We start from the raw sequence: 18,992 nt of genomic DNA, 5'->3' as shown, positions 1-18,992 counted from the left end.
GCGATCACTGATCGAGAGAGCGATTCCGACGATGCCTCTGGGCCGCGAAGGCGCTGCTGCAACGTGCCAATCATCGTGTCGGTAGCTTCGATGCCGTAGAGCAAGATCAGCCGCAGGTTGCAGAGCACATCGCGGTGTATTGCTGTCGCCGATGGGTGCTATCAGAAGGAACTGTTATTCGTGCGAGTCCGGCATGAATATGATCCAGCACAGACCGGCCCTTGCTCCGAGACGCGCTCGTGGAAACTTCTCTACTCATCGACAACACGCCGCGGGCTGCGGCTGAAGGCAAGACCTTCGCAAGACGCCACCCGACGGATGATCGGCTGATCACCACCGTGGCGGCGGCGTCCATCGCTGATGCCCGAGTGGCTGCCGAGTCTGCCGGCCGTGCCTATGCGACGTGGTCTCAGACCGGGCCCACCGAGCGTCGGCGCGTCCTGCTTCGGGCGGCGGATCTGGTCGAGGAGAAGGTCGACGAGTTCGTGACCACGATGGCGCTGGAGGTCGGTGCGTCCGAACTCTGGTCGCGTTTCAACGTCGGCCTGACGGCGAGCCTGTTCCGGGAAGCCGCGAGCCTGGCGACGCAGATTCAGGGCGAGACCATTCCCACCGACAAGCCCGGCACGCTGTCGATGACCATCCGCCAGCCGGTCGGCGTCATTCTCAGCATCGCGCCGTGGAACGGGCCGGTAGTACTGGCGGCTCGCGCGCTTGCCTATCCGCTGGTGTGCGGGAACACGGTGGTGTTCCGAGCTTCCGAGACCAGTCCGCGGACTCACGCGCTGCTGGTCGAGATTCTGCATGCGGCCGGTCTGCCGGCAGGCGCACTGAATCTGCTCACCACGGCGCCGGCCGATGCACCCGCCGTCATCGATGAGCTGATCGCCCACCCTGCCGTTCGACGGATCAACTTCACCGGCTCGACGCGGGTCGGACGAATCATTGCCCAGAAGGCTGCGTCCCACTTGAAGCGCTGTCTGCTGGAACTCGGCGGCAAGTCGCCGCTGATCATCCTGAAGGACGCCAATATCGACGACGCCGTTCGTGCCGCCGTGTTCGGATCGTTTCTCTACCAGGGGCAGATCTGCATGTCGACGGAACGCCTGATCGTCGATGCCTCGGTGGCGGATCAGGTAGCAAGCAAGATCGCCGATCAGGTGCGGACGCTGCCGGCCGGCGATCCGACCGAGAACCCATCCTGCGTCATCGGCCCGATGGCCTTCCGCGAGAGCGGCGCGCGCATCAACGCGCTGATCGAAGACGCCCTTGGCAAAGGCGCCACGCTGCTTGTGGGCGGGCGCGCCGAGGGCGCGACGATGCCGGCGACCGTGCTCGATCACGTGACCTCCGAAATGGCGATCTACGATGCCGAGACCTTCGGCCCGATCACCGTGATGATTCGGGCAGGCGATACCGCCGACGCGGTCCGGATCGCCAACGACACGGCCTATGGCCTGGCGGCGTCGGTGTTCAGCCGCGACCTGTCCGGCGCCATCGCCGTGGCGATGCAACTGCAAAGCGGCAGTTGCCACATCAATGGCGCCACCGTGCAGAACGAGGCGCAGGCGCCGTTCGGCGGCGTGAAGGACAGCGGCTACGGCCGCTTCGACGGGCGGGCGGTGATCGACGAGTTCACCGAGTTGAAGTGGCTGACGATCGAACCCTCGAACCAGCCGTATCCGTTCTAGATCACGCGCACCGCAGGTCCCGCAGCAGTTCCCTTTCCTCGGACGAATCCACTTGAAAACCCGAATCCAGGCCGACGACATCCAGGGCGCATGGGTGATCATGCCAACCCCCGCCACATCCGATGCCCATGACTGGCGCGTCCAGAGCACGGTCGATCTCGACGAGACCGCGCGTATCGTCGAGAACCTGATTCAGGCCGGCGTCAACGGCATTCTCAGCAACGGCACCTTCGGCGAATGCGCCACGCTGACCTGGGAGGAGAAGCGTGCCTTCATCGCGACCATCGTCGAGGTCGCCAGAGGCCGTGTGCCTTACTTCTGCGGCACCACGGCGCTGAACACCCGCGAGGTCGTCCGGCAGACCCGGGTGGCTGCCGACATCGGCGTCTCGGGAACCATGCTCGGCGTGCCCATGTGGTGCCGCATGGAGACACCCGGCGCCGTGCAGTTCTACAAGGACGTCGCCGAAGCCTGCCCTGACGTCGCGATCGCGGTGTACGCCAATCCCGAGGCATTCAAGTTCGACTTCCCGCGTCCTTTCTGGGCCCAGGTGTGTCAGATCCCGCAGGTGGTGACGGCGAAATATCTCGGCATCGGCATGCTCGATCTGGATCTGGCGCTCGCGCCATCGATCCGCTTCCTGCCGCACGAAGACGACTACTACGCCGCCGCGCGGATCGCGCCGGAGCGGATGACCGCGTTCTGGTCGAGCGGCGCCATGTGCGGGCCGGCAACGCCGCTCGCGCTGCGCGATGCCGTGTCGGCCGCGAAGCGCTCCGGCGACTGGTCGCTGGCCAAGCGGATTTCCGACGACATGCGTCGCGCCGATTCGACGCTCTTTCCGCGTGGGGATTTCTCCGAGTTCTCGAAGTACAACATCGGCATCGAAAAGGCGCGTATGAATCACGCGGGATGGCTGCGCGCCGGTCCTTGCCGTCCTCCCTACCATCTGATGCCGCCCGCCTATCTGGAAGGCGCCGTGGTTTCGGGACAGGCTTGGGCAGACCTTCATGTGAAGTACAGCAAGCAGTCCTGAGCCATTCCGAACTTCGAAGGAGCGCGAACCCGATGAGCACTCACGCAATGGAAAGCGCCTTGTGGGACATGCACCACGATCCGGCGCGCGTCGAACGCTTTCACAGCGATCCGGACCAGCTGCTGAAGGACTATCCGCTGACGCCCCGGGAGCTTGAGCTGGTGAAGGCGCTCGATGTTCGGGCGATGGCGGACCTGGGCGCGGACCAGATGCTGCTCTTCACCAGCTGGATCGCCCTGAGCGGCTTCGACCAGGTGGGCGAATACATGCGGCGGATGAACACGCCACCCCCGGCAAGCGTTTAGAAACTTCCACGATCAAGGAGTAGTCATGGCTGAACTCGTCTGTGGATTCCTGATGCCGCACGATCCCCTGATCAGTGCGATCACGATGGCCGCGCCGCCGTCGAAACGGGACGCCTGCCTCGGTGCGTTCGAGGAGATCACCCGGAGAATTCGTGCCGCCGAGGTCGATACCGTGATCGTGATCGGCGACGACCACGCGACCGTCAACGGACCGTCCTGCATGCCCACCGCGATGATCGCGGTCGGCGACATCGTCGGCCCCAAGGAGACCTGGCTCGGCATGCCGAGAGCCAGGGTCGAAAACAACGAGGCGCTGGCGCGGCACATCCTGGACTTCGGACTCAAGGGCGGCGTCGACTGGAGCGTGTCGAAGACGCTGCTGGCTGATCACTCGATCATGATTCCCGTCCATTACGCGGTACGGCCGGTCGAAGGCCTCAGGACCATTCCGGTCTACATCAACTCCGGCATGGACCCGGTCATTCCCAGTCGCCGCGCGTACGACATCGGCCGTCTCATCGGCGACGCGGTAGCGGCATGGCCGGGCAGCGAACGGGTCGCGATCTATGGCACCGGCGGCATCAGCCACTGGCCGGGGACGGCGCAGATGGGAAGGATCAACGAAGACTGGGACCGGATGGTGATGGGGCTCGTCGAAAGCGGCGATGTCGACGCGCTTCTTGCCCTCAGCGACGAGGACATTCTCCGCGACGGTGGCAACGGAGGCCTCGAGATCAAGAATTTTCTCTGCGCCATCGGTGCGATGCGAGATGTCCGGGGCGAGACGATCGCCTACGAGGCGGTCCCTGAGTGGGTCAGCGGGCTCGGCTTCATGGAACTCAAGCGGACGCACTGACCATGGAGCGCGCGCCATTGCCGGATGTCATCGATTTCTACTTCGACTTCATGAGCCCGTTTGCGTATCTCGCGCACACGCAGCTGCCGGCATTGGCGAGCCGATACGATTTCCGGATCGCCTACCACGCCATCGATCTGCCGGCGGCCAAGCGGGCCGCTGGCAACACCGCACCGCCGAACGTGAGCATTCCGGTGAAGCTGCGTTATCTGGTGGCCGACATGCAGCGCTGGGCGCGCCGCTACGGTGTTCCGCTCGCATTTCCGAAGACCCTGAATTCCGAGCGGCTCAATCTGGGTCTGTACTTCGCCGCGGATCGCGGACGCGCGGAGGACTACCTGCGCGCCGCCTGGTTGCCGACCTGGGGCCAGGGCGGTGACATGGGCAGCGAGGGGCTGATCTCCGAGGTTGCGCAGTCGATGGGCTGGGACGCTGCCGAGTTTCTTCAATTCACAGCGTCGCCGGAAGCGCGCGAACGCTATGCACTCGATAACCGCGACTCGCAGGCACGCGGAGTCTTCGGCGCGCCGACGATGATGATCGGCGAGGAGATGTGGTGGGGCAATGACCGGCTGGGGTTCCTTGAGGAACACCTGGCGGCAACCAGGCAAGATGGAGGAGAACGATGAAACCGCTGATCGACGTTCAACGTGGTTTGCAAAGCGCACGCATCTATCACGACCGCGACGTGTTCGAGACCGAGATGGAGCGCATCTTTGCCCGCTGCTGGCTGTTCCTCACCCACGAGAGCGCCATCCCCAATCCCGGTGACTTCGTCACTGCGCGCATGGGCCAGGATGAAGTGATCGTGGTGCGTCAGAAGGACCGCAGCATCAAGGCGTTCCTGAACGCCTGTCGCCACCGCGGCGCGCGGGTCTGCCCGGTCGAGGCCGGCAATGCCCGCAGCTTCGTCTGCAACTATCACGGCTGGTCCTATGGCGCCGACGGCGCACTGAACTCGGTCCCGTTCGAGAAGGAGCTGTACAAGGGCAGGCTCGACAAGTCGGCGCACGGACTGCGCGAGGTCGCAGGCGTGTCCTCGTATCACGGCTTCGTCTATGGCTGTTTCGACGCCGCCGCGCCGAGCCTGACCGATTATCTCGGCGAGTCGCGCTGGTATCTGGACATCTGGATGGAGGCCAACGGCGGCGTCGAACTGATCGGCCCGCCGAGTCGTTCGATGGTGCATTGCAACTGGAAAGCGCCGAGCGAGAATTTCGTCGGCGATGCCTACCATGTGGGATGGACGCATGCGGCGGCCCTCAAGGCCGGTGGCGGCTTCCTGGCCCCGATGTCCGGCAACGCGGGTCTGCCGCCCGAAGGCGCCGGTGTCCAGGTGACCACGCGCTATGGCCACGGACTCGGCGTTCTCTACGACACCAACCCCGGCTCGCACGACATGCCGCTGGCGCAGGACATCGTCGCCTGGCAGGCGAAGAAGCGGCCCGCGATCGAGAAAGCCTACGGTGCCTTGCGAGCCCGCTACTACGGCTCTCACATCAACGGCTCGGTGTTTCCGAACAACACCTATCTCTGGGGCTCCAATCTGTTCAAGGTCTGGCAACCGCACGGCCCCGATCGCACCGAATGCTTCACCTGGGCGATCGTCGAAAAGGACATGCCGCAGGATCTCAAGCAACGCATCGCAGACTCCATGCACCGCACCTTTGGAGTCGCAGGCTACTGGGAGGCCGATGACAACGACAACATGGAATCCGAGTCGCAACTGTCGCGCGGCTACATGACCCGGCAGGGCTTCATGAACGCCCAGATGGGCATCGGTGGTGACCGCGAGGATCCGGAGCTGCCGGGCGTGGTCGGCGAATCGGCGATCGGCGAGACGTCTTACCGCGGCTATTTCCGCTTCTACCAGGAGACGATGAATGCCGCGACCTGGGCCGACATGGATCCCGGCGACAGCACCTGGAAGCAGGAACTGACCAAGGCCGGCTCCGGGCTGCCTGCCGAAGCCACCGTCGCCTGAGGAGGGCCACCACATGGGCAAGCACATCGCTGCATCGACGCTACCTGCGCCCACCGCGCGCAACGTTCCAGCGCCTTTCGATTTCAACCGGCTCGAACGCTGTGTCGATGATTCGAGCTGCCGTGAAGTAGAGCGCCTGCTGCATCTCGAGGCGCGCCTGCTCGATACCGAGCAGTTCTCCGAATGGATGGAACAGGTTCTGGATCCAGGCATCCGCTATGTCGTGATCAGCCGGGAACTGCGCTATCGCAAGGAACGTCGCTACGACGCGCCGACCGAGATGTTCCTGTTCAACGACGACCTCACGTTCCTGAAGGCAAGAGTCGACCAGTTCAATTCCGGCATGCAGTGGCGTACCGATCCGCCGGAACGCTATCGCCGGCTGGTGAGCAACGTCGAGGTTTTTCTCACCGGAACAGATGGCGAACGCGTGGTGCGCTCCAACGTGCTCGCGCAGCGCAGCCGCCGCGCCTACGAAGTGGACCAGTTCATCTGCTGCCGCGAAGACCTCGTGCGCCGAGGCCCTGCGGGTGGCTTGCGCCTGGTACAGCGGCGCATCGATTTCGACGAGCGGTCGATCGCGGGTCGCAACCTGTTGTTGTTCCTCTGAAGGCGCGAACGATGAACGGATCGAAGGATGCCGTGGTCCTGATCACCGGTGGCGGTTCCGGCCTGGGCCGTGCGCTGGTCGAGCGCTTTCTGCGGGAAGGCGCAAGCGTCGCGGTTCTCGAATCCAGCGAATCGCGAGCCGAGGCCCTGCGCGCCGACTTCAGCCAGGCGGTTGAAGTGATCGTCGGTGATGTCTCGGTCTATGCGGACAACGCTCGTGCGGTCGAGCGAACCGTGGCCCGCTTCGGACGCCTGGATACGTTCATCGCCAACGCGGGCATCTTCGACTTCTTCCAGCCCCTGGCCCAGTACGAGGGCGAGCGGCTGGACGAGGCCTTCGACGAACTGTTCGCGGTCAACGTCAAGGGCGGCGTGCTCGGTGCCCGTGCTGCGCTCCCCGAGCTCGTGAAGAGTCGCGGCAGCATCATCTTCACGCTCTCCAACGCGGCCTTCTATCCCGGTGGCGGCGGTCCGATCTACACCGCGTCCAAGCACGCCCTGGTCGGCGTGGTGAAGCAGCTCGCGCACGAACTGGCACCCAAGGTGCGGGTCAACGGGGTTGCGCCGGGTGGCATGAAAACCAATCTGAGCGGCCTGCAATCGACCGGCACGGCAGCGCAATCACTGGCCGGCATCGAAGGCCTCGACCAGATGCTGCGCGACATCACGCCGCTGCAGATCGCCCCTGTGCCTGCCGACTATTGCGGGCCGTATGTGCTGCTGGCCTCCGCTGCCGATGCAGGCCCGATCACCGGCGCCATCATTCACACGGACGGCGGCCTTGGCGTGCGCGGAATCGTCAATATCCGCGGCGGAGAAGGGCTTTGACGTCCTTCCTCTGCCGAGTCCTGGAGTTCCTCCGATGAGCAGACGCGTCCGCTTGTGTGGAAAAGGTGAAGTGAGACCCGGCCAGATGCTGAGGCTCGATATCCCCGGCCTGCCGCCGCTGGCCGCTTTCAACGTGGAAGACGAGGTCTACTGCACCAGCAATCTGTGCACGCACAATTTCGCCCTGCTCACCGACGGCTTCCTGGACGGTGATGAGATCGAGTGCCCTCTGCACGGTGGCTGCTTCAGCGTTCGCACCGGCGCTGCGCTGAATTTCCCTTGCGAAACACCCATCAGGACCTATCCCGTCACGGCGATCGGTGAGGATCTGTACATCGAAGTCGAATGACTTGAGCGGGAGGCTGCCGATCAGCTGTTCTAGGATACGGATGCCCACGAGACGGGAGCGACCCTCAAGAACGGTGTGACCGATGACGGCAGATGCCTTGCAGACGCTGCGCTCGCTGAATCTGAACCTGATCCCGATCCTCTACGAGCTCCTTCATTGCGCGAGCGTGTCGGAGGCCGCGCGGCGGCTGCACCTGACGCAATCCGCCGTCAGCGGATCGCTGCGGCAACTGCGCGTCCTGTTCAATGATGAGCTCCTCGTCCGCGATGGCCGGACGATGGTGCTGACCGAGAAAGCCCATCGGCTGACTGCAGAGGTGGCGCAGATCGTCAGGCTCACGGATCAGATGGTCAGTGGCAATGCCTTCGATCCGCACAAGGCCGAGAACCAGTTCCGGATCGCGACAGCGGACTACATCGCCGCAATGGTGGCCAACAAGCTGTCGAGAAAACTATCGCGGCTCGCACCTTCCGTGAGCGTCTCGATGCTGCCCACGCCCGGGGCGTCGGGGAAGGAACTGCGTTCCGGGTCCGTCGACCTCATCATCTGTCCCACCCGGCAAGCCAACCTGCTGGCTTGCGGAATCGATCAGCTGGATCCCGAATTCTGCTTCGAGCCGCTGATGCAGGATCATCTGGTCGGCATCCGGGCGCGACAGAGTGGCGGGCGATCGGCCAAGGGCACGATCGGACTCGAGGAGTATCTTTCCTGCTCGCATGTGATGTATTGCCGAACGGACGGCACTCAGACCATCGAGCAAGAGGCCCTCGCGCAGCACCGGCTGACACAGAAGACCAAGTACTTCATTCCGTACTTCACGCTGATTCCGGAAATCGTCCAGGGCTCCAATCTGCTGGGGGTCGTGCCCAGACGCCTTGCCGAGCATCATCAGGCCTGGTTCGACATCGAGATCTTCGAGATTCCGTATTACATCCCGCCGATGGATGTCGCCATGATCTGGCACAAGAACCGATCCGATCATCAGGACCTGAGCTGGTTGAGAGCTATCCTCAGGGACCTGATGAGCGACCCCACCGAGGTTCGCGCTGCAGAGTCTGCGTCGACGCGCGCCGACATCCCGGTGAAACGGAAAGTGCCGATCTGAGCGCCGCGCGGGTCCAGGCAACTGTCAGCGCTATTTCCGAACCGGCAGATCAATGCTGCTGCCGCTATACCAGCGAATCATCAACGGCTTCCTGGCATCGCGAACGCTCTCTTCCTTGACGTCCTTGCCAGAGCCGAGATTGAACTGCTGGTCCGGCCGCTTGTTGACGCCGAGCACCAGCACGATCCGGCTGCCGGCCGCGAGCTTGCGGCTGGTCAGGCGTTCGATGGTGAACGGCAGCTGCTGGCGTTTGCCGGCGACCAGCAGACGGCGGCGGGTGCGATCCTTCGCATAACTGGCGCGGAACTCGTAGGGATCGAACAGCTGCACGTAAGTGCCGCTGGCCATCAGTTCGTAGACCGCGATCTTCAGATCGACGTCCTGCTTGTTGATCAGCAGATCCAGCTTGCCGGTCAGCTGGCCGCTGATTTCCAGCGGCTGCTGCAGCGGTTCGCTGGAGTAGACCACGGCGTTCGGTGTCGCCAGGGACTTGCTCATCACGTCCGACGACGGAATCGTCAGTTCCTTGCGCTCGGTGAAGTCGACGGTCTGTTCGGCGTAGCTGTCCGCCGACTTAGCTTGCGCAGCCAGCCTTCTGGGCTCGTTGGGCGCACCGGCATCCAGAAAATATCGCTGCGAAGCATTGGCCATCGCGGCGATCGAGGGCGCGTGACTCCACTGGTTGGCGCCCATCACCTGATAGTTGACCCGGTCTTTCAGCAGCGCCGGCTTGGGCGCGTTTCTGAAAATGGAATCGAGCCATTGATAGCGCAGTTCCCGCAGATTGGTCCGCGCGACGGCATCCAGCGCGTAGCCGTTCAACTCCGGCGCCGGTGCGTCCCGGGCGACGTTGTCGTCGTAGGGGCCGATCAGCAAAGTGTGATTGGCCTTGGCGTTGTAGCGCGTGTGTTCGCTGAAATAGTAGAGCGCGCCAGCATCGCCGCCGTAGTAGCCGGCCAGGGTCAACACCGGGATGTCGACTCGGGCGAACTGCTTGCGGAACGGGATCAGTTTCTGCCAGTAGCCATCGTAGCTCGGGTGATCCAGCCATTCGTCGAAGGCGCGGTTCGGCGGTGCGAAACGGCGATCCAGATCGCGGTAGCGCTTGCCGCTGGTGAACCAGGTCTGATCGAGCAGCCGCCAGACCATGTCGTCCGTGCTCGGCGGCGCGACGCCGGGTTTCAGTGGTGGCGAGGTATTGAACTGCGCCCAGCGATACGCCGAGTTGCGGACGATGTTGCCGCTCATCGGGAAGTCGATGCCCGGCGCGGACGCGAAGCTGGTGGCGATGGCCTTGAGTGCCTTCGGCGGACGCTTGGCGACGGCCCAGGCGGCCGAGCCGCTATCGGTGCTGCCGACCATGCCGACTCTGCCGTCGCTCCAGCTTTGCCTGGTGATCCAGTTGATCACCGCGCGCGCATCTTCGCCGTCGTGGGTGAACGGGGTGACGGCATTCGGGTTGTTGCTTCGCTTGCCGCGCGTGTACGCCACCACGCCGACATAGCCATGGGCCGCCGCTTCGCGCACCGAATCCTGATTGACGTGAATGGTGAACTCGAGCAGCGTCGGCAGCGGAATCGAGGTGTCCTTGGGGCGGATCACCACCGCCTGGATCTTCCGCCCGCCTGAGGTCTTGATGGTCACCTGCTCGTCGGCGATGTAGCGGCGGCCACCGTCTTCACTGTCGAGCGCTTCGATCAGCGGGCTGAAGCTGCGATAGGCGTCGAAGGACAGATAAGTCCAGATCAGGTCCACCGCCTGGGTGAAGTTGACGCTGCCCTGGGCGCGGTATTGATCGAAGGACTTCTGCAGGGCCTGCTCGAACACCGAGCGCGGCGTCTCCAGCCAGACCGTCACCGCGTGCGCGTCACGATCGTTGAGTCGCGGCACCACTTCCTTGAAGGCCTGCTTGAAGGCATTGGCGAACGGCAGGCGCTCGGTGGCCTCGATGGACCTTGCTCGTGCATAGATGTCGTAGAGCACGGCCTTGTCGACCGGACGCGGCAGGTCCGACGTGCGCTGCCGCTCCTGCAGCGACAGCCGTGTGTCATAGGCGGCTGTGTAGTCACCGGCCACCAGCTGCAGCGCGGCGAGGTTGGTCAGGTAGCGATCGGTATCGCGCTCCTCGTAAACCGGCAGGATGCGGGTTGCGAGATCGCTCATCGCCGCGGGCACGGACGCGTCGTTGGCGGTCGGCGGCGGGCGGAACTCGAATTCCTGCGCCAGCGCCAGGGCCGGCAGCCAGCTCAGCAACAAGATCAACAGTTGGGGCAGACCCAGCCACGAGAAGCGCTTCATGGCCGATCACTCCCGAGAACGGGATGTGGCACTTCCGGCGAAGCCTTGACCAGATGCAGCACCTGAGAGAACAGACGGTTGCCGGTTTCCGCAGCCTTGCCGATGTGGATGATACTGGTCGCCGACAGCTCGTGCGTCAGCACGTCGATGACTCGCTCCAGCGACTCGTCCTCCAGCATGCTCAAGGCTTCATCCATCACCAGCCACGAAGGCGATTGCAGCAGCACCCGCGAGAACGCCAGGCACATCTGGTCCTCGTGACTCAGCTCGCGATCCCAGCGCAGCTCGGCGTCGAGCAGCGGCACCAGCCGCTCCAGCCCCAGACGCTTGAGCGCGTGCTCGCAGGTGTTCTGGGCGAAGCGGTCAGCGGCCATCGGATAGGCGAGCACGTCGCGCAAGGTGCCGCTGGGCAGATAGGGCGTGCCGCGCGGCATGTACAGGATGGCCTCGTCCATCGGGCGCGTGATCTCGCCGACGCCCCAGGGCCACAAGCCGGCCAGGGCGCGGAACAGCAGGGTCTTGCCGGTGCCGGCGCTGCCCAGGATCAGCACTCGCTCGCCGGCTTTGACGACGACGTTCGCCTGATCCAGCCGATCACGGCCCGGTGCCGATTCCACTTCGAGGCCGTCGATGCGCATCGAGCCGCTGGCGCCGTCGGTATAGGTGATGCGACTCGCGTAGCGAACGATCTCGGCATTCGCGGTCAAGGCCTCGCGGAAGCCGGCCACGCGCAGCAGGGTGGCGCGCCATTCGGCGATGGTGCCGAAGTTGTCGACGAACCAGCGCAGCGCCTGCTGCGCCTGGGTGAACGCGGCGGCGGCCATCATCATGCCGCCGAAGGAAATCTTGCCGGTCAGATACAGCGGCGCGGCGATCAGGATCGGCGCCACCAGGGTCGTCCAGCCGAAGCCGGCGGTGACCCAGGTCAGGTTGGTCCAGCCGCGGACCAGCCGGCGCATGGCTGCCATCACGTCGCCCAGATGGCGTTCGACGCGACGCTTCTCGTCGGCCTCACCGGCGGCGAGCGAAATGCCGTCGAGATGTTCGTTGATGCGCACCAGCGCGAAGCGCAGTTCGCCTTCGCGCGAGTAACGATCGGCGTTGCGCGCAATCAGGCTGCGCCCGACCCAGTAACTCAGCAGCGATCCGGTGCCGGCGTAGAGGATCGCGGCCCAGACCATGAAGCCGGGCACCGCGTAGTCGATGCCGCCGATGCGGATGCTGAAGTCCGCCGAGATGCCCCACAGGATGCCGGAGAAGGAAATGAACAGGATCGAGGCCTGAAGCAGGCCGGCGCCGAGATCGGTCGACAGGTCACACATCTTCTGCGCGTCTTCGGTCATGCGCTGATCGGGGTTGACGCCCATCGGCCCCGCGGTCGATAGCCAGAACGCGCGGCGCGGCAGCATCCAGTGGCCGACCAGATCGCGCACCACGCCTTCGCGCAACTTGATCTTCAGGCTCTCCACGACCCATCTCTGAAAGACGTTGAGCACCAGCAACACCGCGGCGATCATGAAGAACACACCGAGCTGGACCAGGAACTCGCGCAGATCGCGGCGCGACAGCGCGTCGTAGAACGGCTTGTTCCAGCGATTGAGAACAATCTGCCCGAACGAGGTGCCGATGATCACCACCAGCAGACTGGCCATCAGGTACTTGAGCGAGCGCCCCACGGACGATGCAAACAGCGCCCGCAGCAAGGTGCCGAGCTGACGGAACACACCCGAGCGGGCACCGGCCTCCGCCGCCAGCGCGGCGGCATCGGCTGCTGCGTTGTCGTTAATGACGCTGCCCCACGGCCGCACGCCGGGCGGCGATGCAGGAAATGAAAGCGGCGTAGCTCCAGGCCAGATGCTTGGCCGAGGTCTGCTGGCCGTTGCCCTGATCGAATTGTTCGGATAGTTCGCCATTCGCCGGCGTGTAGGCGCGCACCGTTGCAAGGTAGGCATCGCCGCGGGCGATCCAGCTCGTGGCCTGGTCCGATTTCATCGCCGCACGAAAGCAGAACTCCGAAGCCCCCAGCGTCGAGAAGTAATAGGCGCCGCCCGAGTAATAGACATCGCCCGGATAGCGACCCATCGCCGGGCCACGATCGGCTGGGCGATTGCGGTTGATCGCATAAAGCCCGTCGAACAAGGTTTCCAGACGCGTCAGGGTTGCCTGCATGCGCGGGTCGGAGACCGAGTGTTTCTGATCGCGGGCTTCGACATGGACGGCCGCGAGGATCACCGCGATATCCAGCTCCTTGGACGAGCGCGCTCCGGACACGAGGGTCCGCGAGCGGTAGCAGTTTTCCTCGGCCAGCCAGAAGCCATCCAGGGCCTTGATGAGCTTTGCAGCCTCTGCAAGACAGCACAGCGCCAGCCCGGACTCGCCCTGCGACTCGAACCATTCGGCCCCCTGCTCAAGTGCTGCAGCCGAGACCCGCAGCGTGTAGTAGTGCAGCCCGTTCTCCTCTTCCCAGATGTCGAAGGACGGCTCGTGGCAGTGATGCAGGGTGAAGTCGAGATTGGCGCGAATCAGCGCCGACAGATCGGCGCTGACGGCGGGCGCCAGCTTCACGTCGCGCGCCCAGCGCATCAAGGCCAGCGCCTGCAGCGGCGGGCCATCGTGCTGCGGCCGCGCCCACTTGGAGATGTCCAGGGAGCCATCGGGATTGACCCGCGTTTCGGCGAACGCCGCATCACCGTGCACGGCGGCGAGATCGTCGTCGTCACGGATGAACTTCAGGAAATCCGGAGCCACGCCATCGCGCCGCGTGGACGATGCCGCCAGCGCGCGGCCGTCCAGCTTCTGCAGCGACAGGCCGAAGCGCAGGAAGTCGGCGAAATGCTCGAGCGCCTCGGCCCCGACCACGCGATCGAGAACCAGCAGGCGCAGCGCATCAATCACCACCGCCGAATCGCGGTACCAGTGGAAGAAGTAATCCGGATCCGGATCGTAGGCGCCGATCACCGGCGAAGCGATGATGCTGCCCTTGACCGGACGCACCGTCTGGCCGAAACCCGGACGCGTCTTGACCAGATCCACCGCCGACACGCTCTTCAGCATCGCGCTCGCCGCGAAGGCTACTTCGCGATCCAGCCACTGGTCGAAGGTCTCCGTCATGCAGCAGCTCCCGTTTCGAGATGCGGGCTGCTGAAGCCCAGCCGACGCAGGCCGCTCTGCACTTCGGGCACGCTCATGAACAGCTTCCACAGCAGACCCGTGCGATGGTTTTCCATCATCACCACGATGGGCCCCTGGTCGATCGCCAGGAAGGTATCGGCAGTCCAGTCGTGCTGCTCGTTGAAGGCATCGACGAAGCCATAGCGCTTCCAGATTTTGTCGCCGTGCTCGCGCAGGAAAAAGCGCAGCGTTGCCATGACTTCGGCCGGCGCATAGGGCAGGCTCGACAGCGCGGCCGTCGGCGAGATGGTGCCGTTATCGTTGTCCGGCGCATGCGCGCCATAGCCGGCGTGATCGTCGCTGGCGGTCAGCCCCCAGCAGGACTCGCTGTAGCCCTTGTAGCGATGCGGATTGGCCGCGCAATGCGCGCGATTGATCTGCACGTGCCGGCAGTTCAGGTCCCAGTAATCGGCATAGCGATCCTTCAGGCCGCGAGGATCGAGGCCGCAGAATGAGTAATGACTGAAGAACAGCGGCCCGCCATAAGGCTGACCCAGCGGTAGCTCGATGCCGTAGTACGACTTGCCGTTGAGAAAGTCACGTCCGGTCGCGTAGCCGCGGTGATAGACCAGTGGATCGATCGGGTAACGCCTGGAGCCCGCCGCCAGCACGTAGGTGATCAGGCACTCGTTCCAGCCATGGATCTCGTGATCCATCGCCCAGCCGTTGTTCGGGCTCCAGTGCCAGTACAGCAGCTTGCGGCCGCCTTGCGTGTACCAGTCCCACTCGACTTCCTCGCTGATCCAGTTGATGCGATCACGCAGCTTCTTTTCCGCCGGCGTGTCGCGCTGGAAGTACTGGCGCGCGCACAGCAGACCCATCACCAGAAAGGAGGTCTCGACCAGATCGCCTGCATCATCCTTGCGGCTGAAGGCGATGGTGGCGCCGGTGAGGCCGTTCATGAAATGCGGGAAAACGCCGTGATAGCAGGGCGCGCGGACCAACACGTCGAGCATGCTGCTCAGGCGATCCAGCGCAGCCTCGCGGCTCACCCAGCCGCGCTCTACCGCGACGATGATCGCCATCACACCGAAGCCCGTACCGCCGGTGGTGATCAGATCGTCGACCGGCTCGTCGCGAGTCGTGCGCCGGTCCGGTGCCAGACCGCTGACCGGATGCGCGCCCTTCCAGAAGAAATCGAAAGTCTGGCGCTGGACCTGCTCCAGCAGCGCCTCGTCCGGTAGCGCAGCAAGCGCCGCACCTGATGGTTCGGCTGCCGCGCTTGTCGCCGCAAGGCGACGATGCTCCTGGGCACTCTCGGTATTTTCCGCTGTCAGCATGAAGCCTCCTAGGGTCTGTTGACATTGCTTTGATCGCTGCGTTGCAGGTCAAAAAGCCGCCGGGCGAGGCGCGAACCGCAGGCCATAGCCTACCTATGGTCAAGGTTCGCAACGAAGTCCGGCGGTTTTTTGGCCGCAACCCAAAGGGGCGGGGCCGTTTTTCCGCATTGCTGCCTTGCTCGTCGCGCCAATGGGTCGACCATTGGCCGCTCCTCGCAAGTTGCACTGCGGAAAAACGACCTCCGCCGCAGCGAGCAAAGTAATGTCAGCAGACCCTCGCCCCGATTCTGACGGCATTGGGTGATCCGGGTACATCTGCCCCTGCTCTCGGGCTCGCGTGCCAACGCTTCATTTTGGCGACCTATGATGGGTAACACCCCGAGACACTTTCCAAAGGACTGATTGATGAGCCGTATCGACAAGCTGCTGGCCCAGATGACGCTCGAAGAGAAACTCGGCCAGCTGACCATGACCGCCTCCAGCTACGCGGTGACCGGCCCGATCATCGCTGGCGACTCGACCGATTCGATCGCCGACGGCAGCCTCGGCAATCTGCTGAACATGGTCGGCACCGGGCCGACGCACGAGATGCAGCGGCTGGCGGTGGAAAAATCGCGCCTGGGCATTCCGCTGCTGATCGGCCTTGATGTGATCCACGGTCATCGCACTTTGTTCCCCATTCCGCTGGCGGAGATGGCGCTGTTCGATCCGCAGGCCTGGGAATTGACTGCCCGTGAGGCCGCCACCGAAGCCGCGGCCGACGGCCTGGCGATGACCTTCAACCCGATGCTCGACGTCTCCCGCGATCCACGCTGGGGCCGCACCGCCGAAGGCCCGGGCGAAGATCCCTGGCTCGGCGCGCAACTGGCCACGGCCAAGGTCCGTGGCTTCCAGACCGCCGATCTCGCGCGCCCCGATACGCTCGCCGCCTGCGCCAAGCACTTCTGTGCCTACGGGCCGGTGATGGCCGGGCGCGAGTACGCCTCGGTGGACATCTCCGAACGCACCCTGCACGAGGTGCATCTGCCGCCGTTCGAAGCGGCGGTGGCCGCCGGTGTCGCCTCGATCATGCCGGCGTTCACCGATCTGAACGGCATCCCGATGACCGCGCACAACGAACTGCTCGGCGACTACCTGCGCGGCAAGCTCGGCTTCGAAGGCGTGCTGATCAGCGACTACAACGCCATCGGCGAGCTGATCCGTCACGGCGTTGCCGCCGATCTGGTCGAGGCCGCGGCGCTTGCACTGAACGCCGGCGTCGACATCGACATGATGGCCGACGCCTACCGCAAGGGCCTGCCGGTGGCGCTGGAACGCGGGCTGGTGAGCATGGCGCAGATCGACACCTCGGTGCGCCGCGTGCTCAGGCTCAAGGAGCAGCTGGGACTGTTCGATGACCCGTATCGTCGGGGCTCGACGGCCGAGGCGCCCGAAGTGGTCGCGCAGCGCCGAACTCTGGCGCGCGAGGTCGGCGCGCGGGCGATCGTGATGTTGAAGAACGACCGCGACACGCTGCCGCTCGCCCCTGCCATCGGCAAGCTCTGCGTCATCGGCCCGCTCACCGACGACGGCCCGGAAATGGGCGGCTGCTGGGGCGCGGCCGGCGAGCCGGACAAGCACGTCAGCGTGCTGTCGGGCTTGCGGCAAGGCTTTCCCGGCGCGGAGATCGTGCACGCGGCCGGCACCGCCATCCGCGATGACGATGCCAGTGGTATCGCCGCAGCCGTCGCGCTTTGCGAAGGTGCCGACGCGATCCTGCTGTGCATCGGCGAGGCCCACAACATGAGTGGCGAGGCCGCCAGCCGCGCTTATCCGGAGCTGCCTGGGCAACAGCGCGCGCTCACCGAGGCGGTACTCGAGAGGGCGAAAGGTCTGGGCATCCCGGTCATCGCGATCCTGTTTTCGGGTCGGCCGCTGGTCATCCCCTGGCTCGCGGAAAAAGCCGATGCGCTGCTCGCCGCATGGTTTCTCGGCAGCGAAGCCGGCAATGCCATTGCCGATGTGCTCTCGGGCAAGGTCTCGCCGAGTGGACGCACACCGATGAGCTGGCCACGCGCGCTCGGACAGGTGCCGATCTTCTTCGGCCAGCGCCCCAGCGGCCGGCCGATGAACCCGGACGATTTCTTTACAAGTAAATACCTCGACGTCGCCAACGACCCGCTGTACTGCTTCGGCCACGGCCTGAGCTACGGGCGCTTCACTTATGCAGACCTGCGTGTGACGCCGGATCGCGTGACACCGGCCGATACCCTCCATGTGCAGGTGACGGTCACCAATAGCGGCGCACGGGCAGCACAGGAAACGGTGTTCCTGTTCACCCGCGACCCGGTCGCCAGCGTCGCGCGGCCACTGCTGGAACTGCGGGGCTTCGGCAAGATCGATCTCTCGCCCGGCGAAAGCGGCGTCGTGAGCTTGAGCCTGCTTGCCTCGGATCTGAAGTTCCTCGGCCGCGACCTGGCGCCGGTGTTCGAGGCCGGTGATGTCGAGATTCTGGTCGGGCCTTGTGCGGACCGGGCGCAGCTGCTCTCGGCCGTGGTCAAGCTGGGCTGATGCCACCGAAGCGGCTGTTGACCTGTTCCGGCACTCGGCTGGCGCCGGCCGCGACGAACGATTCGCTGTCGCCGCAGATCGAGGCCACGTGGGCCTGGGCATCGCGCGCGGTCAGCACGTACAACGCCTTGCACAGTTCGTAGGCAGCGGTGCCGGGCCAGGCGGTCGGCAGCATCACGGCCGGCAGGCGTGGGTCGTGCAGGGTGGCGCGGCGGAACGAGTGGATCAGCAGGGTCTGGATCAGGAAGGCCTGTTCGGGCGTCAGAACCGCCTTGCCGAGCTTGGCCAGCAGCGGCTGGAAATGTTCGATGAAGCTGCGATAGCGGGCGCCGACTTCGTCGAGATTCCAGCACTGGATCATCAGCGCTTCAGCGCCGGGGCCGCCGAAACCTTCGAGGTCCCGGGCTCTGAGCACGGCGGCGCGTTCGCGCAGGCCCAGTTCGTCGAGCAGTTGCCGCAGCGCCTCGGCTTTCTCCACCGGATGGATCAGCACGCCCGGCGTCAGCAGCGCAAAGCCTTCCCACTCCAGTTCGCGCTTGAGCTGACCGCGGTTCGGATGGGTATCGCCGCTGCGGGGCGTGATCACCAGAGTCCACTGCCCGTCCCAATCGAGCAGCGGCGGCATGTAGACGCGCTGATAGGCGCGTTCGATGCGGCGCTTGCCGGCGTTGGTCAGCGAGTAATGGCTGCGTCGGCCATCACGGCGGGCGGCCAGCCAGTCTTCGTCGATCAGCCGGAAACAGCTGGTGCGCACCAGGCGTTCGCTGACCCCGAACGGCGCCATCAGCGCGATCAGTTCGCCCAGCCAGATGCCCGGCGTGGTCGGCAGCAGCGCATCGCCGAAGACCGTGACGATCAGCGATTTCGACTTCGGCACTTCATCTGCCAGATAGCGCTCGATCCAGGCGTTGATGCTCATTCAGGCTCGGG

Annotated in this window: 16 protein-coding genes; 11 read left to right on the top strand and 5 right to left on the bottom strand. The window is 64.7% G+C overall.

The window, feature by feature from the left end; genetic code table 11:
- Positions 1 to 239 precede the first annotated feature (239 nt).
- From G513_RS0118125 to G513_RS25170, 10 genes are all read left to right on the top strand, one after another.
- The gene (locus tag G513_RS0118125; RefSeq protein ID WP_022978284.1) at positions 240 to 1,691 is read left to right on the top strand and encodes an aldehyde dehydrogenase; all 1,452 of its coding nucleotides are present in this window, start codon (positions 240 to 242) and stop codon (positions 1,689 to 1,691) included.
- A 100-nt stretch (positions 1,692 to 1,791) separates the two neighbouring features.
- Entirely contained in the window at positions 1,792 to 2,727 is a 936-nt protein-coding gene (locus tag G513_RS0118120) for a dihydrodipicolinate synthase family protein (protein ID WP_084711626.1), read from the top strand.
- Positions 2,728 to 2,774: 47 nt separating this feature from the next.
- Positions 2,775 to 3,032, top strand: coding sequence for a hypothetical protein (locus tag G513_RS25985; protein WP_022978282.1), 258 nt, complete (start codon positions 2,775 to 2,777; stop codon positions 3,030 to 3,032).
- Positions 3,033 to 3,057: 25 nt separating this feature from the next.
- On the top strand, positions 3,058 to 3,888 hold the full coding sequence (locus G513_RS0118110) for a DODA-type extradiol aromatic ring-opening family dioxygenase (RefSeq protein WP_022978281.1): 831 nt from the start codon (positions 3,058 to 3,060) through the stop codon (positions 3,886 to 3,888).
- Between the two features lie 2 nt (positions 3,889 to 3,890).
- On the top strand, positions 3,891 to 4,517 hold the full coding sequence (locus G513_RS0118105; RefSeq protein ID WP_022978280.1) for a 2-hydroxychromene-2-carboxylate isomerase: 627 nt from the start codon (positions 3,891 to 3,893) through the stop codon (positions 4,515 to 4,517).
- Positions 4,514 to 5,872, top strand: coding sequence for an aromatic ring-hydroxylating oxygenase subunit alpha (locus G513_RS0118100; protein ID WP_022978279.1), 1,359 nt, complete (start codon positions 4,514 to 4,516; stop codon positions 5,870 to 5,872). Before G513_RS0118105 ends, G513_RS0118100 begins: the two co-directional genes overlap by 4 nt.
- A 13-nt stretch (positions 5,873 to 5,885) precedes the next feature.
- Entirely contained in the window at positions 5,886 to 6,482 is a 597-nt protein-coding gene (locus tag G513_RS23960; protein WP_022978278.1) for an aromatic-ring-hydroxylating dioxygenase subunit beta, read from the top strand.
- Positions 6,483 to 6,493: 11 nt separating this feature from the next.
- Positions 6,494 to 7,309, top strand: a complete 816-nt coding sequence (hcaB, locus tag G513_RS0118090) for a 3-(cis-5,6-dihydroxycyclohexa-1,3-dien-1-yl)propanoate dehydrogenase (protein ID WP_022978277.1) — start codon at positions 6,494 to 6,496, stop codon at positions 7,307 to 7,309.
- Positions 7,310 to 7,343: 34 nt separating this feature from the next.
- Positions 7,344 to 7,658, top strand: a complete 315-nt coding sequence (locus G513_RS0118085) for a non-heme iron oxygenase ferredoxin subunit (RefSeq protein ID WP_028475724.1) — start codon at positions 7,344 to 7,346, stop codon at positions 7,656 to 7,658.
- A gap of 82 nt (positions 7,659 to 7,740) precedes the next feature.
- Positions 7,741 to 8,763, top strand: coding sequence for a LysR family transcriptional regulator (locus tag G513_RS25170; RefSeq protein ID WP_022978275.1), 1,023 nt, complete (start codon positions 7,741 to 7,743; stop codon positions 8,761 to 8,763).
- 30 nt (positions 8,764 to 8,793) lie between these two features.
- Here the strand turns inward: G513_RS25170 and G513_RS0118075 are convergent, their stop codons facing one another.
- Genes G513_RS0118075 through G513_RS23950 form a run of 4 tightly spaced genes read right to left on the bottom strand, consistent with a single transcriptional unit; the run spans position 8,794 to position 15,512 of the window.
- Positions 8,794 to 11,061, bottom strand: coding sequence for a CocE/NonD family hydrolase (locus G513_RS0118075; protein WP_022978274.1), 2,268 nt, complete (start codon positions 11,059 to 11,061; stop codon positions 8,794 to 8,796).
- Positions 11,058 to 12,869 (bottom strand): ABC transporter ATP-binding protein/permease, encoded by a 1,812-nt coding sequence (locus G513_RS0118070; RefSeq protein ID WP_022978273.1) that lies wholly within the window; start codon positions 12,867 to 12,869, stop codon positions 11,058 to 11,060. The genes G513_RS0118075 and G513_RS0118070 overlap by 4 nt, the downstream gene beginning before the upstream one ends.
- Positions 12,844 to 14,172, bottom strand: a complete 1,329-nt coding sequence (locus tag G513_RS0118065) for a glycoside hydrolase family 15 protein (RefSeq protein WP_022978272.1) — start codon at positions 14,170 to 14,172, stop codon at positions 12,844 to 12,846. Before G513_RS0118065 ends, G513_RS0118070 begins: the two co-directional genes overlap by 26 nt.
- Positions 14,169 to 15,512 carry a glucoamylase family protein gene (locus G513_RS23950; RefSeq protein ID WP_022978271.1) on the bottom strand — a complete coding sequence of 448 codons (1,344 nt, stop codon included), beginning with the start codon at positions 15,510 to 15,512 and terminating at the stop codon, positions 14,169 to 14,171. The genes G513_RS0118065 and G513_RS23950 overlap by 4 nt, the downstream gene beginning before the upstream one ends.
- Before the next feature lie 405 nt (positions 15,513 to 15,917).
- On the opposite strand from G513_RS23950, the gene G513_RS0118055 reads away from it, so the two are divergent.
- The gene (locus G513_RS0118055; protein WP_028475722.1) at positions 15,918 to 18,062 is read left to right on the top strand and encodes a glycoside hydrolase family 3 N-terminal domain-containing protein; all 2,145 of its coding nucleotides are present in this window, start codon (positions 15,918 to 15,920) and stop codon (positions 18,060 to 18,062) included.
- Here the strand turns inward: G513_RS0118055 and paaX are convergent.
- Entirely contained in the window at positions 18,049 to 18,981 is a 933-nt protein-coding gene (paaX, locus tag G513_RS0118050) for a phenylacetic acid degradation operon negative regulatory protein PaaX (protein ID WP_022978269.1), read from the bottom strand. The genes G513_RS0118055 and paaX overlap by 14 nt on opposite strands.
- Between the last annotated feature and the right edge of the window lie 11 nt (positions 18,982 to 18,992).

This window comes from Nevskia ramosa DSM 11499 (assembly GCF_000420645.1).
Classification (GTDB): Bacteria; Pseudomonadota; Gammaproteobacteria; order Nevskiales; family Nevskiaceae; genus Nevskia; species Nevskia ramosa.
Note: the sequence above shows the minus strand (reverse complement) of the source record. Positions and strands in the feature narration are given on the sequence as shown.